15 protein-coding genes and 1 tRNA gene are annotated in these 17,851 nt (G+C 65.1%); 7 read left to right on the top strand and 9 right to left on the bottom strand.

The annotated features are described in order from the left end of the window. Positions 1-80 precede the first annotated feature (80 nt). The 5 genes from A5782_RS13100 (at position 81) to A5782_RS13080 (ending at position 5,286) form a co-directional block, all read left to right on the top strand. Positions 81-434, top strand: coding sequence for a DUF2752 domain-containing protein (locus A5782_RS13100; RefSeq protein ID WP_067100435.1), 354 nt, complete (start codon positions 81-83; stop codon positions 432-434). A gap of 66 nt (positions 435-500) precedes the next feature. After that, positions 501-1,919 (top strand): pyruvate kinase, encoded by a 1,419-nt coding sequence (gene pyk / locus A5782_RS13095; protein WP_067100214.1) that lies wholly within the window; start codon positions 501-503, stop codon positions 1,917-1,919. 92 nt (positions 1,920-2,011) lie between these two features. Then, the gene (locus A5782_RS13090; RefSeq protein ID WP_156623932.1) at positions 2,012-2,860 is read left to right on the top strand and encodes an acyl-CoA thioesterase II; all 849 of its coding nucleotides are present in this window, start codon (positions 2,012-2,014) and stop codon (positions 2,858-2,860) included. Between the two features lie 144 nt (positions 2,861-3,004). Beyond that, a complete protein-coding gene (locus A5782_RS13085) occupies positions 3,005-4,405 on the top strand; it encodes a bifunctional lysylphosphatidylglycerol flippase/synthetase MprF (RefSeq protein WP_067100204.1) in 1,401 nt (466 codons plus the stop codon). A 164-nt stretch (positions 4,406-4,569) separates the two neighbouring features. Next, a complete protein-coding gene (locus A5782_RS13080; protein WP_197694214.1) occupies positions 4,570-5,286 on the top strand; it encodes a maleylpyruvate isomerase N-terminal domain-containing protein in 717 nt (238 codons plus the stop codon). On the opposite strand, the gene cydC is transcribed toward A5782_RS13080, so the two are convergent. The 6 genes from cydC to A5782_RS13050 form a co-directional block, all read right to left on the bottom strand. Next, the gene (gene cydC, locus A5782_RS13075; RefSeq protein ID WP_082942916.1) at positions 5,248-6,936 is read right to left on the bottom strand and encodes a thiol reductant ABC exporter subunit CydC; all 1,689 of its coding nucleotides are present in this window, start codon (positions 6,934-6,936) and stop codon (positions 5,248-5,250) included. The two genes, A5782_RS13080 and cydC, sit on opposite strands and share 39 nt — an antisense overlap. Positions 6,937-6,970: 34 nt before the next feature. Beyond that, positions 6,971-8,584, bottom strand: a complete 1,614-nt coding sequence (gene cydD, locus A5782_RS13070; protein ID WP_067100197.1) for a thiol reductant ABC exporter subunit CydD — start codon at positions 8,582-8,584, stop codon at positions 6,971-6,973. A 62-nt stretch (positions 8,585-8,646) separates the two neighbouring features. Further along, the gene (cydB, locus tag A5782_RS13065; protein ID WP_067100193.1) at positions 8,647-9,687 is read right to left on the bottom strand and encodes a cytochrome d ubiquinol oxidase subunit II; all 1,041 of its coding nucleotides are present in this window, start codon (positions 9,685-9,687) and stop codon (positions 8,647-8,649) included. 40 nt (positions 9,688-9,727) lie between these two features. Beyond that, positions 9,728-11,200: a cytochrome ubiquinol oxidase subunit I gene (locus tag A5782_RS13060; protein ID WP_067100190.1), complete on the bottom strand. Its 1,473-nt coding sequence runs from the start codon at positions 11,198-11,200 to the stop codon at positions 9,728-9,730. Positions 11,201-11,288: 88 nt separating this feature from the next. Then, positions 11,289-11,882 carry an HdeD family acid-resistance protein gene (locus A5782_RS13055; RefSeq protein WP_156623927.1) on the bottom strand — a complete coding sequence of 198 codons (594 nt, stop codon included), beginning with the start codon at positions 11,880-11,882 and terminating at the stop codon, positions 11,289-11,291. A 45-nt stretch (positions 11,883-11,927) separates the two neighbouring features. Then, positions 11,928-13,259 carry an adenylate/guanylate cyclase domain-containing protein gene (locus A5782_RS13050; protein WP_067100184.1) on the bottom strand — a complete coding sequence of 444 codons (1,332 nt, stop codon included), beginning with the start codon at positions 13,257-13,259 and terminating at the stop codon, positions 11,928-11,930. Positions 13,260-14,311: 1,052 nt separating this feature from the next. On the opposite strand from A5782_RS13050, the gene A5782_RS13040 reads away from it, so the two are divergent. After that, positions 14,312-14,704 (top strand): nuclear transport factor 2 family protein, encoded by a 393-nt coding sequence (locus tag A5782_RS13040; RefSeq protein WP_067100181.1) that lies wholly within the window; start codon positions 14,312-14,314, stop codon positions 14,702-14,704. Between the two features lie 451 nt (positions 14,705-15,155). Here the strand turns inward: A5782_RS13040 and A5782_RS13030 are convergent. After that, positions 15,156-15,232: transfer RNA gene (locus tag A5782_RS13030), tRNA-Leu, on the bottom strand. Positions 15,233-15,345: 113 nt separating this feature from the next. Between A5782_RS13030 and A5782_RS13025 the strand changes: the two genes are divergently transcribed. Beyond that, positions 15,346-15,960: an ANTAR domain-containing response regulator gene (locus A5782_RS13025; protein ID WP_067100175.1), complete on the top strand. Its 615-nt coding sequence runs from the start codon at positions 15,346-15,348 to the stop codon at positions 15,958-15,960. A 142-nt stretch (positions 15,961-16,102) separates the two neighbouring features. Here the strand turns inward: A5782_RS13025 and A5782_RS13020 are convergent, their stop codons facing one another. Together A5782_RS13020 and A5782_RS13015 are read right to left on the bottom strand one after the other, a co-directional pair. Continuing rightward, on the bottom strand, positions 16,103-17,311 hold the full coding sequence (locus A5782_RS13020) for a lipid-transfer protein (protein ID WP_067100151.1): 1,209 nt from the start codon (positions 17,309-17,311) through the stop codon (positions 16,103-16,105). Then, entirely contained in the window at positions 17,311-17,808 is a 498-nt protein-coding gene (locus A5782_RS13015) for a Zn-ribbon domain-containing OB-fold protein (protein ID WP_067100149.1), read from the bottom strand. The genes A5782_RS13020 and A5782_RS13015 overlap by 1 nt, the downstream gene beginning before the upstream one ends. Between the last annotated feature and the right edge of the window lie 43 nt (positions 17,809-17,851).

Below are 17,851 nucleotides of genomic sequence, written 5' to 3'. Positions count from 1 at the left end.
ATTCGCCCGCGCACGCTCCGGGGCAAACCCATCCGCACGATCTGCGGCGTCATCGCCGCTACGTCGCCGCCGGAACCGGCTTGGCGCTGGGCGGCGCGCTCGGCTACGTCGCGCTGGCCGACCCGCACAGCCCGAGTTCGATCTACCCGGCGTGTCCGTTCAAATGGCTTACCGGCTGGAATTGCCCGTTTTGCGGTGGGCTGCGGATGACGCATGACTTGCTGCATGGTGACGTGATGACCGCCGTCCACGACAACGTCTTTTTGCTGGTAGGAATCCCGCTGCTGGCCGCATGGGTGCTGGTGCGTCGCGCCCGCGGCAAGGTGTTGGCGCCCAGGGCGGCGTTGCTGGCGATCGTGGTCGCGGCGATCGCCTGGACAGTGCTGCGTAACCTGCCGGCCTTCCCACTGTTTCCCAACGTTCTTGGTGGGTAAGAGCACACTGCGCGGCGTCGGCTATCTGCGGGCCGTGGGGGTCACACACGACTATGCTGGGTCGGCGTGAGTAGACGCGGAAAGATCGTCTGCACCCTTGGCCCTGCGACCAATTCGGATGAGGCGATCCAGGCCCTGGTTGAAGCCGGAATGGACGTCGCCCGGTTGAATTTCAGCCACGGCGATTACGCCGATCACAAAGCCGCCTACGAGCGGGTCCGGTCCGCGTCCGACGCCACCGGCCGCGCCGTCGGCGTGCTCGCCGACTTGCAGGGCCCCAAGCTCAGGCTGGGGCGTTTCGCCACCGGGCCCACCTACTGGGCCGACGGTGAAACGGTGCGGATCACCGTCGCGGACTGCGAGGGCGACCACGACCGGGTGTCGACCACCTACAAGAAGCTGGCCGAGGACGCCGCCGTCGGTGACCGAATTCTGGTCGACGATGGCAAGGTCGGCCTGGTGATCGAGGGCATCGAGGGTGACGACGTCATCTGCAGCGTCCTCGAGGGCGGGCCGATCAGCAACAACAAGGGCATCTCACTGCCCGGCATGAACGTGTCCGCGCCGGCTTTGTCGGAGAAGGACATCGACGACCTCACCTTCGCCCTGGAACTCGGTGTCGACCTGGTCGCGCTCTCTTTCGTGCGTTCGCCATCCGACGTCGAGTTGGTGCACGAGATCATGGACCGGGTCGGCAGGCGCGTTCCGGTGATCGCGAAGCTGGAGAAGCCGGAAGCCGTCGACAATCTGGAAGCCATCGTGCTGGCCTTCGACGCGATCATGGTGGCCCGCGGCGACCTCGGCGTCGAGCTGCCGTTGGAAGAGGTTCCACTCGTGCAAAAGCGGGCCATCCAGATGGCCCGGGAGAACGCGAAACCCGTGATCGTGGCGACCCAGATGCTCGATTCGATGATCGAGAGCTCACGGCCGACCCGCGCCGAGGCCTCCGACGTCGCCAACGCCGTCCTCGACGGCGCCGACGCGGTGATGCTGTCCGGGGAAACCTCGGTGGGGAAGTATCCGCTGGCGGCCGTTCGGACCATGTCGCGCATCATCTGCGCGGTCGAGGACAATTCCACGGCCGCCCCGCCGCTGACGCACGTGCCGCGTACCAAACGCGGCGTGATCTCGTATGCGGCCCGCGACATCGGCGAGCGGCTCGATGCCAAGGCGCTGGTCGCCTTCACCCAGTCCGGCGACACGGTCAAGCGCCTCGCGCGCCTGCACACCCCGCTGCCGCTGCTCGCCTTCACCGCGTGGCCCGAGGTGCGCAGCCAGCTGGCCATGACCTGGGGCACCGAAACGTTCATCGTGCCGATGATGACCTCCACCGACGGCATGATCCGCCAGGTCGACAAGTCGTTACTGGAACTCGGTCGCTACAAGCGCGGCGACCTGGTGGTCATCGTCGCCGGTGCGCCACCTGGCACAGTAGGGTCAACCAACCTCATCCATGTGCACCGGATCGGGGAGGACGACGTCTAACTAGAGGAGAGCGTGTGCCGGCCGGCTGTGAGTCTCGAGAGCCGAATGCGGTAGAAGAAGCCGCGACACGGAACCATCCGGATTTCACGGAGCTGCTGGCCACACTCGACCTCCATCGTGTCGACGACGATCTGTTCATCGGCTCGCATCCCAGCAAGAACCCCATGCGAACCTTCGGTGGACAGCTCATGTCGCAGTCGTTCGTCGCGAGCAGCCGCAGCCTGGTTCGCGACGACCTGCCGCCCGGCGCCCTGTCGGTGCACTTCATCAACGGCGGAGACACCGAAAAAGACATCGAATTCCGCGTGACGAGGCTGCGTGACGAGCGCCGCTTCGCCAATCGGCGCGTGGATGCGATGCAGGACAGCACGCTGCTGTGCTCGGCGCTGGTCTCCTACATGGCCGGTGGCCGCGGCCTGGAACACGGCATCGAGCCGCCGGACGTGGCCGAGCCGCAGACGCAGCCCACGATCGGCGAACTGTTGCGTGGCTACGAAGAGACCGTTCCGCACTTCGTCAATGCCCTGCAACCCATCGAATGGCGTTACACCAACGACCCGGCCTGGGTGATGCGGACCAAAGGCGAGCGGCTGCCGCACAACCGGGTATGGGTGAAGGCGCTGGGAGACGTTCCCGACGACCCTGTATTGCACACGGCAACAATGGTGTATTCCTCGGACACCACGGTATTGGACTCGGTTATCACCACGCATGGTCTTTCCTGGGGATTCGACCGCATATTCGCCGCCTCCACCAATCATTCCATTTGGTTTCACCGGCAGGTCAACTTCAACGACTGGGTGTTGTACTCCACATCGTCGCCGGTAGCAGCTGATTCGCGGGGGCTGGGCACCGGGCACTTCTTTGATCGGTCCGGGCAGCCGCTCGCCACGGTGGTGCAGGAGGGCGTACTGAAATACTTCCCTTCTTCTGGCCGGTAAACCGTTATCCAATAGCTGCGAGATATCCTCCCGAATTCGGCCCCTAAACGGCCCTGATCCGGCGTAACTTTGACGTAGTCGGGTATTCGGTGCAGAGGCGGTAGTCAACCCGCCCAGCTGTCGTCAGCGCATCGGGAGGTGAGTGTGAACGGGCCAGTGGTGGACGTCACGGTAGCAAGACCGCGCGCGCGCGAACGCGTTGTGGTATCGGTGGATTCACTCGCGGCCCGCTTGATCGGTGCTCTGGCGATGTTCGGCGCGGCGTGCTGGTTCATCGAGATACTCGCCCGCCACCACAGCCATCCAAGCTGGCAGTACACCGATCGGTTGGCCTGGTCGCTGACGGTGCTGGTTGCGGTGGCCTGGATGGCCCGCGGCATCTTTCTGGGCCGGCCGGTGACGACGATGCATGCCATCGCCGCAGGCTTTTTCGTGCTGGCGGGCCTGGGGCTGCATGTGTTGTCCTTTGATCTGCTTGGCGATGTGGTGATTGCCAGCTCGGGCATGGTGTTGATGTGGCCGACGACCTCGTACCCGCGGCCCGGCGACCTGCCACGGGTGTGGAAACTGATCGACGCGACCGGGGCGGACGCGCTCGCGCCATTCACCATGCAGACGGGCAAGAGCTATCACTTCACCGCCGACGGGACCGCGGCGCTGGCCTACCGGACGCGGATGGGCATTGCCGTCGTCAGCGGTGACCCGATCGGTGACGAGGCGCACTTTCCGGATCTGGTAGCCGATTTCGCCGCTACCTGCCACGCCCACGGATGGCGTATCGCCGTGGTGGGCTGCAGCGAGCGGCGCCTCAACCTGTGGAACGATCCGGCGGTATTGGGACAATCGTTGCGGCCCATACCGATTGGCCGTGACGTGGTCGTTGATGTGGCCAACTTCGACATGGTGGGCCGCAAGTTCCGCAACCTGCGTCAGGCGGTGAAGCGCACCCACAACTGTGGCGTGACAACCGAAATCGTGGCGGAGCAGGCGCTCGACGACAAGCTGCTGGCCGAGCTGACCGAGGTGGTGCGGGAGTCATCCAAGGGGGCCCATGCCGATCGCGGATTCCACATGAACCTCGACGGCGTGCTGGAAGGTCGATTCCCCGGAATACAGTTGATCATCGCCAGGGACAAAGCGGGCAAGGTGCAGGCATTCCACCGGTACGCCACCGCGGGCGGCGGGAGCGACATCACCCTCGACGTACCATGGCGCCGGCGCAGCGCTCCGAACGGGCTCGACGAGCGGCTCAGCGTCGACATGATCATGGCCGGCAAAGAGACTGGCGCACAGCGGGTATCGCTAGCGTTCGCCGCATTCCCGGAGATCTTCGACGATAAGAACCGGGGCTGGACCCAGAGCATCCTCTACCGGTTGACCCACATTCTTGACCCGTTGATCGCCCTCGAGTCGTTGTACCGGTATGTGCGTAAGTGGCATGCCCTTGACGCCCGGCGTTATGCAGTGATCTCCATGACGCAGATCATCCCGTTATTGTTCGTGCTGCTGTCACTGGAGTTCATGCCGCGCAGGCGACACCTCTGATCCAAGTCGCGCCAGCCGGTATCGCCGGCTGTGATGTCGGAAAATGGCTAGCGCTTTTGCCGTCTCGGACGGTTGGGTGGGAACTGGACAACAACATCAGAGCGAATTCGTCCAGGAGTTCTTTCCACGCCATGACAAACAGCGTAAGCCTGCACGATGGAGCCATGCGCGCGTTCATCTCTAGCTTGTCTCAATTGCAGGCATCTGCACCAACCTGGTGCTCGGGCTGGAGCGCCCACGAACTCACCGCCCATGTAACAGCCGCTGCGGCCGAACGGGCCGACCTGATCGAAGAGTACCTGGCGGGCCGGCCAACGAGGGCGACGCGCACATGGGAGGTGCGCGAGCCGCCATTTCGGGCAATGCCGGACGATGTTCTCCGAGAACGTTTGGTGGAACACGCCGTTCGCTTCGAGTCGGCTATCGCCGCTCTCAACGGAGGCGACACCATCATGTACACCGGCTGGGAAATGACCGCAACGCGATTGCGCATGCACAGCCATAGCGAAGCGGTGCTACACCGATGGGATCTTGTGGGCGACGACGACATCAGCATTCGATTGCTCTCGGATCCGGCAATGGTCACCCACGCGCTCGCCGCATTCGACGCGCTGCCGGCTCTGGCGGAATCGGGCCGCTGGCGTGATGTCGGCGTGATGTCGCGGCCGGTGGCGTTGCGACGCCGGGGTCGGCCCGATGTGGTTGTGACACCGGGAAAGGGATTATCGGCAACGCCGGCCGACGCCGGCATGCTGCTAGAACTTGCGCACCACGAATTGCCGCTTGTCTTATGGGGACGCTGCCCGTCGAGGTTGCGCGACCCGAGCGCCAGCGCGGAGACACTAGACGACGTCTTGCGCCGCCTCGTTTTCGACGCGTAGTTCCGCGCAGCCGAAACCCTCGGGCAGGTGGTGAGTCGCCACCACCACCGTCCGTTGCGGGGACATCAACCGCGAATTCGGCGCCAATAGGTCGCGTAGCACCCGTTCGGCGTCGGCGACATCGAGGTGTTCGGTGGGCTCGTCGAGCAGCACGATCCGCGTGGGCGAGATCAGCGCCCTTGCCAGCAACAGTCTTCTGCGCTGGCCGGCCGAAAGAGCCTGCGCGCCACCGGTGAGCACTGTGGACAAACCGTCGGGCAGACCGGAGCACCAGGCGCCGATGCCGACGGCGTCCAGCGCTGCGGTCAGTTCCTCGTCGGGGCAGTCCCCGCGCGCGACCAACAGGTTGTCGCGGATGGTGGTGGCAAAGATATGTGCGTCCTCGGCGAAAAAGCCGACTGCGTTGCGCACATCGACTTCGTCGAGCTGGCTCAGGGCGGTGTCGTCCAGCGTCACCTGCCCGTCCAGCGGCGGCAGCAGGCCGGCGAGCGTCATCAACAGGGTCGTCTTCCCCGAGCCGCTGACGCCGGTGACGGCCAGTCGAGCACCCGGCGGCAGGTCCACCTTTATCCGGGTTGAGCGTGCCCCGTCGTGGTGACCTGAACGCACGTCGGCGGACAACCGGCCGGTGCCGAGCGGTCTGGGTGCACTCGCCGTGGGGTTTTCGGGCCCGGAAGGGGTTAGTTCGAGCAATCGACGCGCGGCGATCCGCGACCGCGTCAACTGGACGGCCGCGGCCGGTAACGGCGTCATCGCCTCGAAGGCGGACAGCGGCAGCAGCATCAGCACGGCCAGCGTGGTAGGCGCGACCGCGGGAGCCAACGCGATTCCGGACACCACCGCACCCAGCACGCTGGCCCCGATCGCGGCGGTGGGCATCGCCTCGGCAATGGCGGCCGGTTTCGCGGCGGCGTCCAGGGCATCACCCCAAGCGCGTTGACGGCCTTGCGATTCGGCGATGACATTCCGAAGCAGGCCGGCAACCCGAAGTTCGGGGGCGTGTTCGAGAGCGATCATCGCCGATGTGTCGCGTTCGGAATGATGCTGGCGCGCAATGTCTTCCTGGGTCGCCGCGGCCCGGCCCGCGAGACGGGGAGCGACAAACCCGGCGATCAGCAAGCAGATGGCCAGCACCGCGGCCGCCGACGGCGAAATGGCCGCGACGACCGTCGTTGCCGCCAGCGCCAGCACCACCGCGACGCCGATCGGCACCAGGGCGCGCACCAGGACGTTGGCCAGTTCGTCGACGTCAGCACCCACCCGCGCTACGAGTTCACCGCTGTGCAGCCGAACCGCGGCGGCGGCCGGTCCGTGCGCCAGCCGTTGGTAAATCTGCACCCGCGCGGTGCCGGCCGCCCGTAACGCCGTGTCGTGGGTGGCCAGCCGCTCGCAGTAGTGCAGCACGCCCCGCGAGATGGCGAACATCCGGACCGCGACCGCCGCGACCGACAGGTCCAGCACGGGCGGCATCTGCCAGGCGCGCGTGATCAGCCATGCCGAAACGCCGGCCAGGGCGAGCGCGCTGCCCAGCGAGAGCACCCCGAGCGCAATCGCCGCCAGGACGCGGGGCAACCGCGGGCGCAGTAGGTCGGCGATCGCCGCGGCATCATGGCGCCGACCCGCCGCGCCCGGCTTCGCCGCGCTTGCGATCGCCGCGGCATCATGGCGGCGACCCGCCGCGCGATCACGCCGGCGCAAGACGCACCCCCTGGTCGGCGACCACCTCGATGACCCGGTCGCCGATGGCCAGAACCGGCGCGCGGTGGCCGACGACGATCACGGTCGCACCGGCCCGGGCTCGCTCGACGATGGCGCGCAGGACGCGTTCCTCGGTGCGTGCGTCCAGGTGCGCGGTCGGCTCGTCGAGCAACAGCACGCCGGCCGTCGAGCCGAGCGCGCGGGCGAGACCCAGCCGTTGTCGTTGTCCCAGCGACAACCCGGCACCGCCGCGCCCGAGCACGGTGCTGCTCCCATCGGGCAGCTCGGCCAACACCGTGTCGAATCCGGAGTCGGCACAGGCCTTTCCGATATCTTCGAGGTCCCCGAGCAGTGTCAGGTTGTCGTCGACGGTGCCCGGGACGAGCACCGGGCGCTGCGGCAGCCAGGACAGCTGCGCCCACCACCGGGCGGGCTCCAGGTCGGCGACGTCGACTCCGTTCACGGTGACGCGGCCGGATGAGGGTGCGCTGATGCCGGCAATGGCCTGCAGAGTGGTGCTCTTGCCGGCGCCGTTTCGCCCAGTGAGCACCGTCACCGAGCCGGGTTCTATGACCGCGTTCAGATCGTGGGGCGCGCACCCGTCGCGGCCGTCCACGGTTAGATGTTCGAGGCGAATCCGCGCGCCGCGCGCGGTGACCGTCTGGGGCCGTGCCTTCGACGCGGCCGGCTCGCCGATGAGGGCGAACGCCGCACCCGCGGCGGTCCTGCCGTCTTGCGCGGCATGGAATTCCACGCCGATTCGGCGCAGCGGCCAGTACACGTCCGGCGCCAGCAGCAGTACGGTCAACCCCGTGGTGAGGGTCATCTCGCCGAAAACCAGGCGAAGGCCTATTCCGACGGCGATCAACGCCACCCCCAGCGTGGCCAGCAGCTCCAGCACCAGGGCCGACAAGAATGCGATCCGCAGCGTCGCCATGGCCGAGCGGCGGTGCGCGGCGGCCAGTTCGGCGATGCGGTGTTCCGGGCCCGAGCTACGTCCCAGCGCCCGAAGGGTGGGGATCCCGGCGATCAGATCCAGCAATCGGGCCTGCAGCGTCGTCATCGCGGCCAGCGCCGCCGCCGACCGGTCAGCGGTCGCCAGCCCGATCAGCACCATGAAGATCGGTATCAGTGGCAGCGTGATCGCCACGACCGCTGCCGATTTCAGGTCGTAGGCCGCGATGACGGTCACGGTGGCCGGAGTCAGGATGGCGGCGAGCAGCAACGTCGGCAGGTAGCCGGTGAAGTACGGGCGTAAGCCATCCAGACCGCGGGTGACCACGATGGTGGCCGCGTCGCGTTGCGCGGCGAGTTCCCGGGGTTGCCTGGCGGTGACCGCCGTAAGGACCTGGCCGGACAGGTCGGCGATCACCGCGCTGGCTCCGCGTTGCCCCAGGCGGGCCTGAACCCAATGCGCCAACGCGCGGACTACCCACAGCGCCAACAGGATTGACAACGGACCCAGCCAAACGCGCAGACTACAGGCGGAGGGATCGCCGACGGCGCGCGCGACGATGCCCGCCAACACGATCGCCGAGCCGATCGCGCAGCCGGAGATCAGCACACCGCAGCTCACCACGGCGACCAGATAGCGGCGCAATGCCGCCGACGCTCGCCACAATCTCGGGTCGAGCGGCGCCCGGCTGGTGCGGTCCGTATCGCTCAGGACGCGCGCCTTGCCAGGCCGATGGGCGCAGGTATCCGGTCAGCCGAGATCCGTTGCCGGAAAATCCAATACGACCAGGCTTGGTAAACCACCGTCAGCGGGGCCATGAACGCCGTCACCCAGGTCATGACTTTGAGGGTGTAGTGGGTGGAGGAGGCGTTGTAGATGGTCAGGCTCCATTGCTTGTTCAGCGTCGAGGGCACCAAGTTCGGATACAACGAGCCGAAGAGCAAGATCACCACGGCCGCGACCACCAGCGCCACACAGGTGAAGGTCCAGCCATCGGAGGAGCGTCGCCACACCAACAGCGCCGCCGCCAGTTGGGCTACCACCGCCACGGCAAGCACCAGCCAGGTCCAGCCCTTGCCGTGCGCCAGTTGGGTCCAAAGGCCAAAGGCCGCAACCAGTCCGGTGACCGGCAGCGACAGCCAGACGCCGAATCGGTAAGCGTCGTCGCGGATGGCGCCGGAGGTCTTCAAGGCGACGAACGTCGCTCCGTAGAACATGAACAATCCGGCGGTGGCCAACCCGCCCAACAGCGTGTAGGCGTTGAGCACATCGGTGATCGACAGGTGAATGCGGCCGTCGGCGCCGACCGGGAGCCCGCGCACCAAGATGGCGAACGCGACGCCCCACAAGACGGCCGGCAGCCACGACCCGGCCGCGATGCCGGCATCTGCCCACCCGCGCCATTTCGTGTCGTCGATCTTGCCGCGCCACTCGATCGCCACGGCGCGCACGATCATGCCGAACAGGATCGCCAACAGCGGCAGGTAAAGCGTGGAGAACACGGTGGCGTACCAGCCGGGGAAGGCGGCGAACATCGCTGCGCCGCCGACGATCAGCCAAACCTCGTTGCCGTCCCACACCGGACCAATGGTGTTCAGAGCCGTGCGGCGCAGCGGTTCGGGTTCACCGATGCCGACGCGGGCGAACGGTTCCATCAACATGCCCACGCCGAAGTCGAAGCCCTCGAGAATGAAGAAACCCAGGAACAACAAGCCGATGATGCCGAACCACAACTCCTGCAGTCCCACCGTCTCAACTCCTTTCGGCGTCGGAAAATCCCGTCAAGCGTCAGTACGCGAACGACAGAGGTGCCACCTCGTCGTCGCTGGGAGCCTGCGGGGGAGCGGGTTCCGCGTCGTGTTCCAGCGGCCCTTCGACGACGTAGCGCTTGAGCAGAAAGAACCACAGGACCGCGAGCACCGCATAGACGAGGGTGAAGGTCACCAGGGACGTGATGACCATGCCGGGCACGTGATTCGACACCCCTTCGCGGACCGTCATTCGAATCAATTGGTCCCCAGTGGGATTGGGAGCCACCACCCACGGCTGGCGGCCCATCTCGGTGAACACCCAACCCGAGATGTTGGCCAGAAACGGCGTGGGAATGGTCAACAGGGCAAACCAGGAGACCCAGCGGTTCTCAGGCGTTCGCCCGCCGCGGGTCACCCACAACACGGTCAGGGCGAACAACACTGGGATTACCAGGAATCCGATCATCGCCCGGAAAGACCAGTACGTGACGAACAGGTTCGGCCGGTAGTCGTCGGGTCCGAAGCGCTGCTGGTACTCCTGCTGCAACTCGTCCACTCCGCGCAGCGTCACGCCGCTGAACTTGCCTTCGGCCAGGAACGGCAGCACGTAATGCATCTTGATCACTTCGGCGACGCTGCCGCAGTTGTTGTGCGTTCCGATCGTGAGCACCGAGAAGTCGGGGTCGGTCTGCGTGTGGCACAACGCCTCCGCCGACGCCATCTTCATCGGCTGCTGGACGAACATCAGCTTGCCCTGACGGTCACCGGTGAAGAACAAGCCGAGAGTGGCGATCAGCACAACCCCGCATCCCAGGATGGCCGCGGGGCGAAACATGGTGCGGGCATCGGTTTGTGCTTCGGGGGTGGTGGACCCCGGCCTGCGCGAGCGCACCATCCACCATGTGCTGACCGCGGCAACGAAGGTCCCCGCAACCAGCAGCGCCCCCACCACAGTATGTGAAAATGCCGCTTGCGCAGTGTTATTGGAGAGCAGGGCAAAGATGTCGTCCAGTTCGGCGCGTCGTGTCGCCGGGCTGTAGTGCGCGCCGACCGGATGCTGCATGAACGAGTTCGCCGCGATGATGAAGAACGCCGACGCGTTGACGCCGATCGCGACGATCCAGATGCAGGCCAGATGTATCAGCTTCGGCAGCCGGCTCCAGCCGAAGATCCACAAGCCGATGAACGTGGACTCGAAGAAGAAGGCGAACAGCCCCTCCATCGCCAGTGGCGCCCCGAAGATGTCGCCGACGAATTTCGAATACTCCGACCAGTTCATCCCGAACTGAAATTCTTGGACGATCCCGGTCGCCACGCCGATGGCGAAGTTGATCAGGAACAGCTTGCCGAAGAATTTGGTCAGTCGGTACCAGGCGGTGTCGCCGGTGGCCACCCACGCCGTCTGCATCACGGCGATCAGCGGAGCCAAACCGATGGTGAGCGGCACGAAGATGAAGTGGTAGACGGTAGTGATACCGAACTGCCACCGCGAAATATCGACGACATTCATCTGTCATCTCCCGAACTGCGGAGGCCCGATCAAACGGCTACGACAGAGTGTAGTAGATGAGTCGGCGCCAGCGCTAGCTGCGGCCTCCTCAGCCGGCGAGAGTTTTGGAGGCCTTGCGGATTCCGAACGACGAAATCACCTCGAACACGCCGATGACGACGAACCACGCGCCGACCACGATCGCCAGGGTGACGATGGATTCCAGTGGTGAGGCCAGGACGACGATCCCGGCGAGCAGGCTGATCACGCCGACGAAGATGTTCCAGCCTCGTCCCGGCAGGTGCGGATCACTGATAGCCGAAACAGTCGTGCCAACACCGCGGAAGATGAACCCGATGCCAATCCAAATGGCTAGGAACAGAATTGCGGTCAGCTGATCTCTACCGAAATGGCGAAACGCTAGGACGGCAAGGATGAGTGACGCGGCCCCACTGATGAATAGCAGGATCCGGCTTCCCGCGGAGACATGCAGGCTGAACGCGAAGAAAACCTGCGCGGCACCGGTAATCAGCAGATAGACACCGAACATGACGGCAGCGACCAGGATCGTTCTTCCCGGCCACGCCAGCACCAGGACACCGAGGACAAGAGACAGAATTCCCGACAGCAGAGCGGATTTCCACAAATGCGGAAGCAAGCTTGGAACCGGGCGGGTTCCAGGAGAGTCAGGGGTGATAGTCATGGCCGAAGTCTGGCACAAACGCACGCTGTGGTACAGGGACTTTGGTCAGACATGGACCGTGCGTGGATCCTCGGCGCGCAGGTCGGTGGGTTCTTCACCCGCCTTGCGGCCGATGAGATACCAGGTGCGCATAACGCCCTTGCCCTTGATTTCGATGCGGCCGCGCTCTTGCAGAACGAAGTCGTGTTTGAGGCGTTCGTACATCGCCTCGGGCACCTGGATTCGGCCCGCCGAGTCGGTGGACTCCATCCGAGACGCGACGTTGACCGCGTCGCCCCACACGTCGTAGAAGAACCGACGCGAACCCACGACACCCGCGACGACGGGCCCGCAGGCCATGCCCATCCGTAGTGGGACCGCCGCACCGTGCGGATCCTTCAGTGTGGCAGCAACATTGGCCATGTCGAGCGCGAAATCGGCGAGAGCGTAGGCGTGGTCCGGCCTTGCCCGCGGGACCCCGCTGACCACCATGTAGCAGTCACCGCTGACCTTGATCTTCTCCAGGCCGTGCTTGTCCGCCAACTCGTCGAAAACGCCGTACAGCCGGTCCAGAAACCGCACCAGGTCGGCGGGCGCGGTGTTGCTGGCGCGTTCGGTGAACCCGACGATGTCGGCGAACAGGACGGAGGCCTCGTCGTACTTGTCGGCGATGACGCCGCGGTCCGCGCTCTTGAGACGCTCGGCGATGCTGCCCGGCAACATGTTGGCCAGCAGTGCCTCCGAGCGCTCGTACTCGGATTCCATCACCGCCTCGGCGCGCTGAGTATCACGAAGCGCGAACCACACCGCCACGAATACCATCACGAAGGCGGAGACGATGGTGACGACAAACATCATCGACTGGGCCCAGGCCGGTTCCAGGCCGGTATTGCGGGGGACCAGGAACTCCAGCGCGATGACCAGGCCGGCCGCGATCGCGGCCAGGCTTGCCGCCAACACGATGTGGTCGATGCCAAGTACCAGCACCACCAGGCTGGCCGCGACCAGGAAGAAAAACTGCGAGCCCGACGCGGTTCCCGCGTCCCAGCAGCTGGAGAACAGTGAGATGTAAGCCGCGCCGATGAAGGTCAGCGGCGCAACCAGATCGCCGAAGCGATGCAGCCATGGCACGGCAGCGAAAATCATCGCGGCGCTGGCGTTGACCGAGACGATCTGCCAGGTCCACGCTCCGGTGACCACTTGCAGGAGCACAAACGTAGCGCTGACGATCACCGCCAGCCATGCGCTGATGGTGAGTACTCGAAACTGGCGTGCGGCGCTGTCGGCGTAGTGCTGATTGCGGGCGCGCGACTGGGTGCGCGCCGCGGCCACACAGTCCGGGCGCTTCGATGAGCCGTCAGGCGAGTTCGGTGGGGCACCACACTTCTTGGCCGCCACGGTGCAAGCCTAACCGCCGAGCAGGGAATTTTGTCGACGTCGCATGAATATTGCCGTTTTCGCCCCCGCAAGTTTCCCGAGTCTGATACGACATTTGTTATCGGGTTGTAATCGGGTTTACGAGTCATTGATTTTGGTTATTTAACACGTGTTCTGCAGGGCTCATGGACACGTGTTCGCCTCGACCAAGGGGTGCCTGATGGCGGGTCTCAAGAGGTTTGTTCTTGCATCAATCCTGGTTTTCGCCGCGTTTTTGATGGAGGGCTGTAGCGCCGCTTGTAGCGAGCCCAGTTGGTTGCTGCGGGTTGCCACCGATTCGATCGGCAACTACACGCCGGGATCAGACGTGTCGGCCTCAGGCCAGGTATGCGTCAGTCGGTCGATCGGCGATTGAGTTGACGCACTTGCGAATTGGTGACTTCGGCGAGATTTGAACTCACGCTCGACGGGTCGTGGTAGGTCATCGCGACCCCGAGCAAGCTGATGGCTGGGCGTTGCTGAGTGTATGGCGGCGTCGCGGTTCCCGAGTGCTGCGAAATGGTATGAATTCAACTGAGCATGTGTTTTTGGAACCTCTCGCCGAAATGCACACGAATTCGTCGGAAATGCGTGCGGTTTATTAAACAAGACTATTCCATACCATTGGAAGGTATTTAGGGCGATTAGCAGACCGCCCGGCATGCGAAACGCTTTCGGAACTCCGTACCGGAAAGCGCCCCCGTACCTGTCGGCCGGAGCGCCGGCATCGCGTCGATGCTGACAACGAGAATCGCGACCACCCGGCCGCATCGGATGCGCTCCTAGACGAGCGCCGGAGGGCGGGCGCGGGGTAGCGGCCGATCTCACCTGAAGGGGCGGCCACGCTGACGGCCGCCCGGCAGGTAATCCATTACCCCATTCCCAGCGTTACGGGTCAATCCGCTGCGCCAAGGCTTACGTTTAGCGGGCGGCGAATGGTCTGACTGATCGGAGACCCGACCTAGCGCGACTGCCCAGACCGGGCGAGTCCACCGCGGCTGAAATATCGGGGGGTGAAGTGAAGGGAACTGACAATGTCAGATCAAGAACAGAACATCGAGTTCGTCAAGCGCGGCTACGAAGCTTTCAATGCAGGTGACGGCAACGCAGTGATGGACCTGTTCGACGACAACATCGAGTGGGTGCAGCCGGGCGACAGCGCGATCGGCGGCTCCTATCGCGGCAAGCAGGATCTCGCAGCGTTGCTCGCCAAGATGGCCGAGAAGCAGACGCATGCCGACCCGCAGCGCTTCATCGCAGATGGCGACGACGTGATTGCTCTTTGCCAGACCACGGCCGGTGGCGAGACCTCCGAGATGGCCCAGGTGTTCACCCTGCGCGGCGGCAAGGTGGTCGCGGCGCACGCCTATGCCGACACCGCAGCGCTGGAACGGATCTTTGGCAAGAAGGAGGTCGCGACAGCCTAGGACTACCTGTCCGACGAAACAGCCGGCCCGTCATCCCACCGGGGGCGGGCCGACTGCTGAATAATATGTAGCGGCGTGGTGGACAGTGGCATACCAATCAGCGCCCGCTTCGATCTCGACGCCGCGCAAGCTTTGGGACTGCTCCGAACAATGTCACGGAGTACCAGGACGCAGATGTGCGTCCTTGCCGAGCAGATAATCAACCACCAGGTCCCAGTGGAAGCCCTGCGTGGGCTTGAGGAGGAAATACCCGGCCCCGGCTGACCCCAGAAGCGTTTTGCGGCATCGTCCGTACCAACGACAGCCAGCGGTATTACATCGAAACTCGTGTGCGAAATATCGGCGCCCCGGCCCTTGGTGGTGGCCCTTGATTTTTTGGGCGGCCCCGCTGCGTACGGCTATCCAGGAAAGGTGAATTCGCCTTTCTACCTACGCCAATGCCTCTACAGCTTGGTGCCCTCGGTGAGATTCGAACTCACACTGGACGGGTTTTGAATCCGTTTCCTCTGCCAGTTGGGATACGAGGGCGCGCGGTCTCTTACCTTAGAGGCAGCCTCCCACCATAGAGGATCAGGAGTGCTCACCTGTCTCACCGCCCCCCGAGGTCGCTGGTCTGAGGCCTTCACGACACAATATTCGTCATGACAGGCCCCACGACCGACACCGACGCCGCTGTGCCGCGCCGGGTCCTGATCGCTGAAGACGAAGCGCTCATCCGAATGGATCTCGCCGAGATGCTCCGAGAGGAGGGTTACGAGATCGTCGGGGAGGCCGGCGACGGACAGGAGGCCGTCGAGTTGGCCGAGCGCCATCAACCGGATCTGGTGATCATGGATGTGAAGATGCCGCGCCGCGACGGCATCGACGCGGCCTCGGAGATAGCCAGCAAGCGCATCGCCCCGATCGTGGTGTTGACCGCCTTCAGCCAGCGTGACCTGGTGGAGCGGGCGCGGGACGCCGGGGCGATGGCCTATCTGGTGAAGCCGTTCACCATCAGCGACCTCATCCCGGCTATCGAATTGGCCGTCAGTCGCTTCAGTGAGATCGCCGAGCTCGAACGCGAGGTGGCCTCGTTGACCGACCGGCTGGAGACCCGCAAGCTCGTCGAGCGCGCCAAAGGGCTGCTGCAGACCGAACAGGGCATGACCGAGCCCGAGGCCTTCAAGTGGATTCAACGCGCCGCCATGGACCGCAGGACCACCATGAAGCGAGTGGCCGAGGTCGTCCTGGAAACTCTCGGCACTTCTGACGAGTAGCCCCCACCCGTCGACCTTCGACCATCGAATGTGAAGAACCCACGGCGTTGACACGCCGACCACCTCCGCCGTGGCTGCACATTCAAAGCCGGCGCTTCACACTGGCGGCCACGGCGGCAGCTATCGACAGCGGCCGAGAACCCTAGCGGGCCACGATCACCGACGAACCATGGCCGAACAGGCCCTGATTCGCGGTGACCCCGACCTTGGCGTTTTCCACCTGCCGGCCGGTGGCCTGGCCACGCAGCTGCCAGGTCAACTCGCAGACCTGAGCGATCGCCTGGGCGGGAATCGCCTCGCCGAAGCACGCCAGCCCGCCAGACGGGTTGACCGGGACCCTGCCGCCGATCGTGGTCGCGCCGCTGCGCAGCAGCTCCTCGGCTTCGCCCTTGGCGCACAGCCCCAGGTGCTCGTACCAGTCGAGTTCCAGCGCAGTGGACAGGTCGTAGACCTCGGCCAGGCTCACGTCCTCGGGTCCGATGCCCGCCTCGGCATAGGCCGCGTCGAGGATCTGATCCTTGAACACCCGCTCCGGTGCCGACACGGCAGCGGTGGAATCCGTTGCTATATCCGGCAATTCGGGCAGATGCTGTGGATAGCGCGGGGTGACCGTGCTGACTGCGCGCACCGAAGGCAGTCCCTCCAGCGTGCCGAGGTGCTTGCGGGCGAACTCGGCGCTGGCGACGACCAGCGCCGCCGCGCCGTCGGAGGTGGCGCAGATGTCGAGCTGGCGCAGCGGGTCGGAGACCACCGGGCTGGCCAGCACGTCCTCGACCGAAGATTCCTTGCGGTAGCGGGCATTCGGGTTCTGCAGGCCGTGCTGGGAGTTCTTGACCTTCACCTGTGCGAAGTCCTCCGACGTCGCGCCGTACAGGTCCATCCGGCGCCGCGCGAGCAGCGCGAAGTACACCGGATTCATCGCGCCGATCAAGTGAAAGCGCTGCCAGTCGGGATCGTTCTTGCGTTCCCCGCCGACCGGGGCGAACGCGCCTTTCGGCGTGGTGTCTGCACCGATAACCAGAGCGACGTCGCAGAAGCCGGCCAGAATGTGCGCTCGGGCGCTCTGCAGCGCCTGCGAACCGCTGGCGCAGGCGGCATAGCTGGAGCTGACCGGGACGCCGTTCCAGCCCAGCTTCTGCGCGAACGTCGACCCCGCGATGAAGCCCGGGTAACCGTTGCGGATGGTGTCGGCGCCGGCGACCAGCTGGATCTGTTGCCAGTCCAGCCCGGCCTCGGCCAGCGCGGCGCGCGCGGCGACCACGCCGTATTCGGTGAAGTCGCGGCCCCATTTACCCCAGGGGTGCATGCCGGCGCCGAGGATGTACAGCGGTTCGGGAGTGCTCTTCGTCATTAGCGCCGCTCCTCCGACCCTTTTCCGATCGCACCGCTTTGTTTATCGTCGCCGGTGGAGGCCACCTTCCAGGCGTGCACGAGGCGCTCGACGCCGTCGTCGTCGGTGAACAGCGGCATCGTGGTCAGCTCCATCTGCATGCCGACCTTCAGGTCGGCCGCCAGCGTGCCCTCGACCACCTTGCCTAGAACGATGATGCCCTCGTCGGCCAGCTCCACCGCGGCGATGGCGAACGGCTCAAACGGGTCCGCCGCCGGGTAGGGGGCGGGCGGCGGGTACCGGTTTTCCGTGTAGCTCCACAGCGTTCCCCGGGTCGACAAGGCGACGGACTCCAGGGCGTCGCTGGCGCAGGCCGGGTTGGGGCAGTTGTTCGCCCGGGGCGGGAAGACATAGGTGCCGCACTGCGGGCACTTGCTGCCGATCAGATGGGGATTTCCGGCGTCATCGGTGGCGAACCATCCGTCGATCGCGGCTTCTTGACTGGTGACCTCTGGCACTGGGCCAGACTACCCAGCCCCAACTCAAAACTGAAACGTGTTG

The organism is Mycobacterium sp. 852002-40037_SCH5390672 (assembly GCF_001665875.1).
Classification (GTDB): Bacteria; Actinomycetota; Actinomycetes; order Mycobacteriales; family Mycobacteriaceae; genus Mycobacterium.
Note: the sequence above shows the minus strand (reverse complement) of the source record. Positions and strands in the feature narration are given on the sequence as shown.

Excerpts from the sequence above, each read along its gene's own strand:
- A5782_RS13080 (WP_197694214.1), top strand. The coding sequence starts at position 4,570 with ATGCGCGCGTTCATCTCTAGCTTGTCTCAATTGCAGGCATCTGCACCA.
- A5782_RS13060 (WP_067100190.1), bottom strand. The coding sequence starts at position 11,200 with ATGAATGTCGTCGATATTTCGCGGTGGCAGTTCGGTATCACTACCGTC.
- A5782_RS13055 (WP_156623927.1), bottom strand. The coding sequence starts at position 11,882 with ATGACTATCACCCCTGACTCTCCTGGAACCCGCCCGGTTCCAAGCTTG.
- A5782_RS13040 (WP_067100181.1), top strand. The coding sequence starts at position 14,312 with ATGTCAGATCAAGAACAGAACATCGAGTTCGTCAAGCGCGGCTACGAA.
- A5782_RS13025 (WP_067100175.1), top strand. The coding sequence starts at position 15,346 with ATGACAGGCCCCACGACCGACACCGACGCCGCTGTGCCGCGCCGGGTC.
- A5782_RS13020 (WP_067100151.1), bottom strand. The coding sequence starts at position 17,311 with ATGACGAAGAGCACTCCCGAACCGCTGTACATCCTCGGCGCCGGCATG.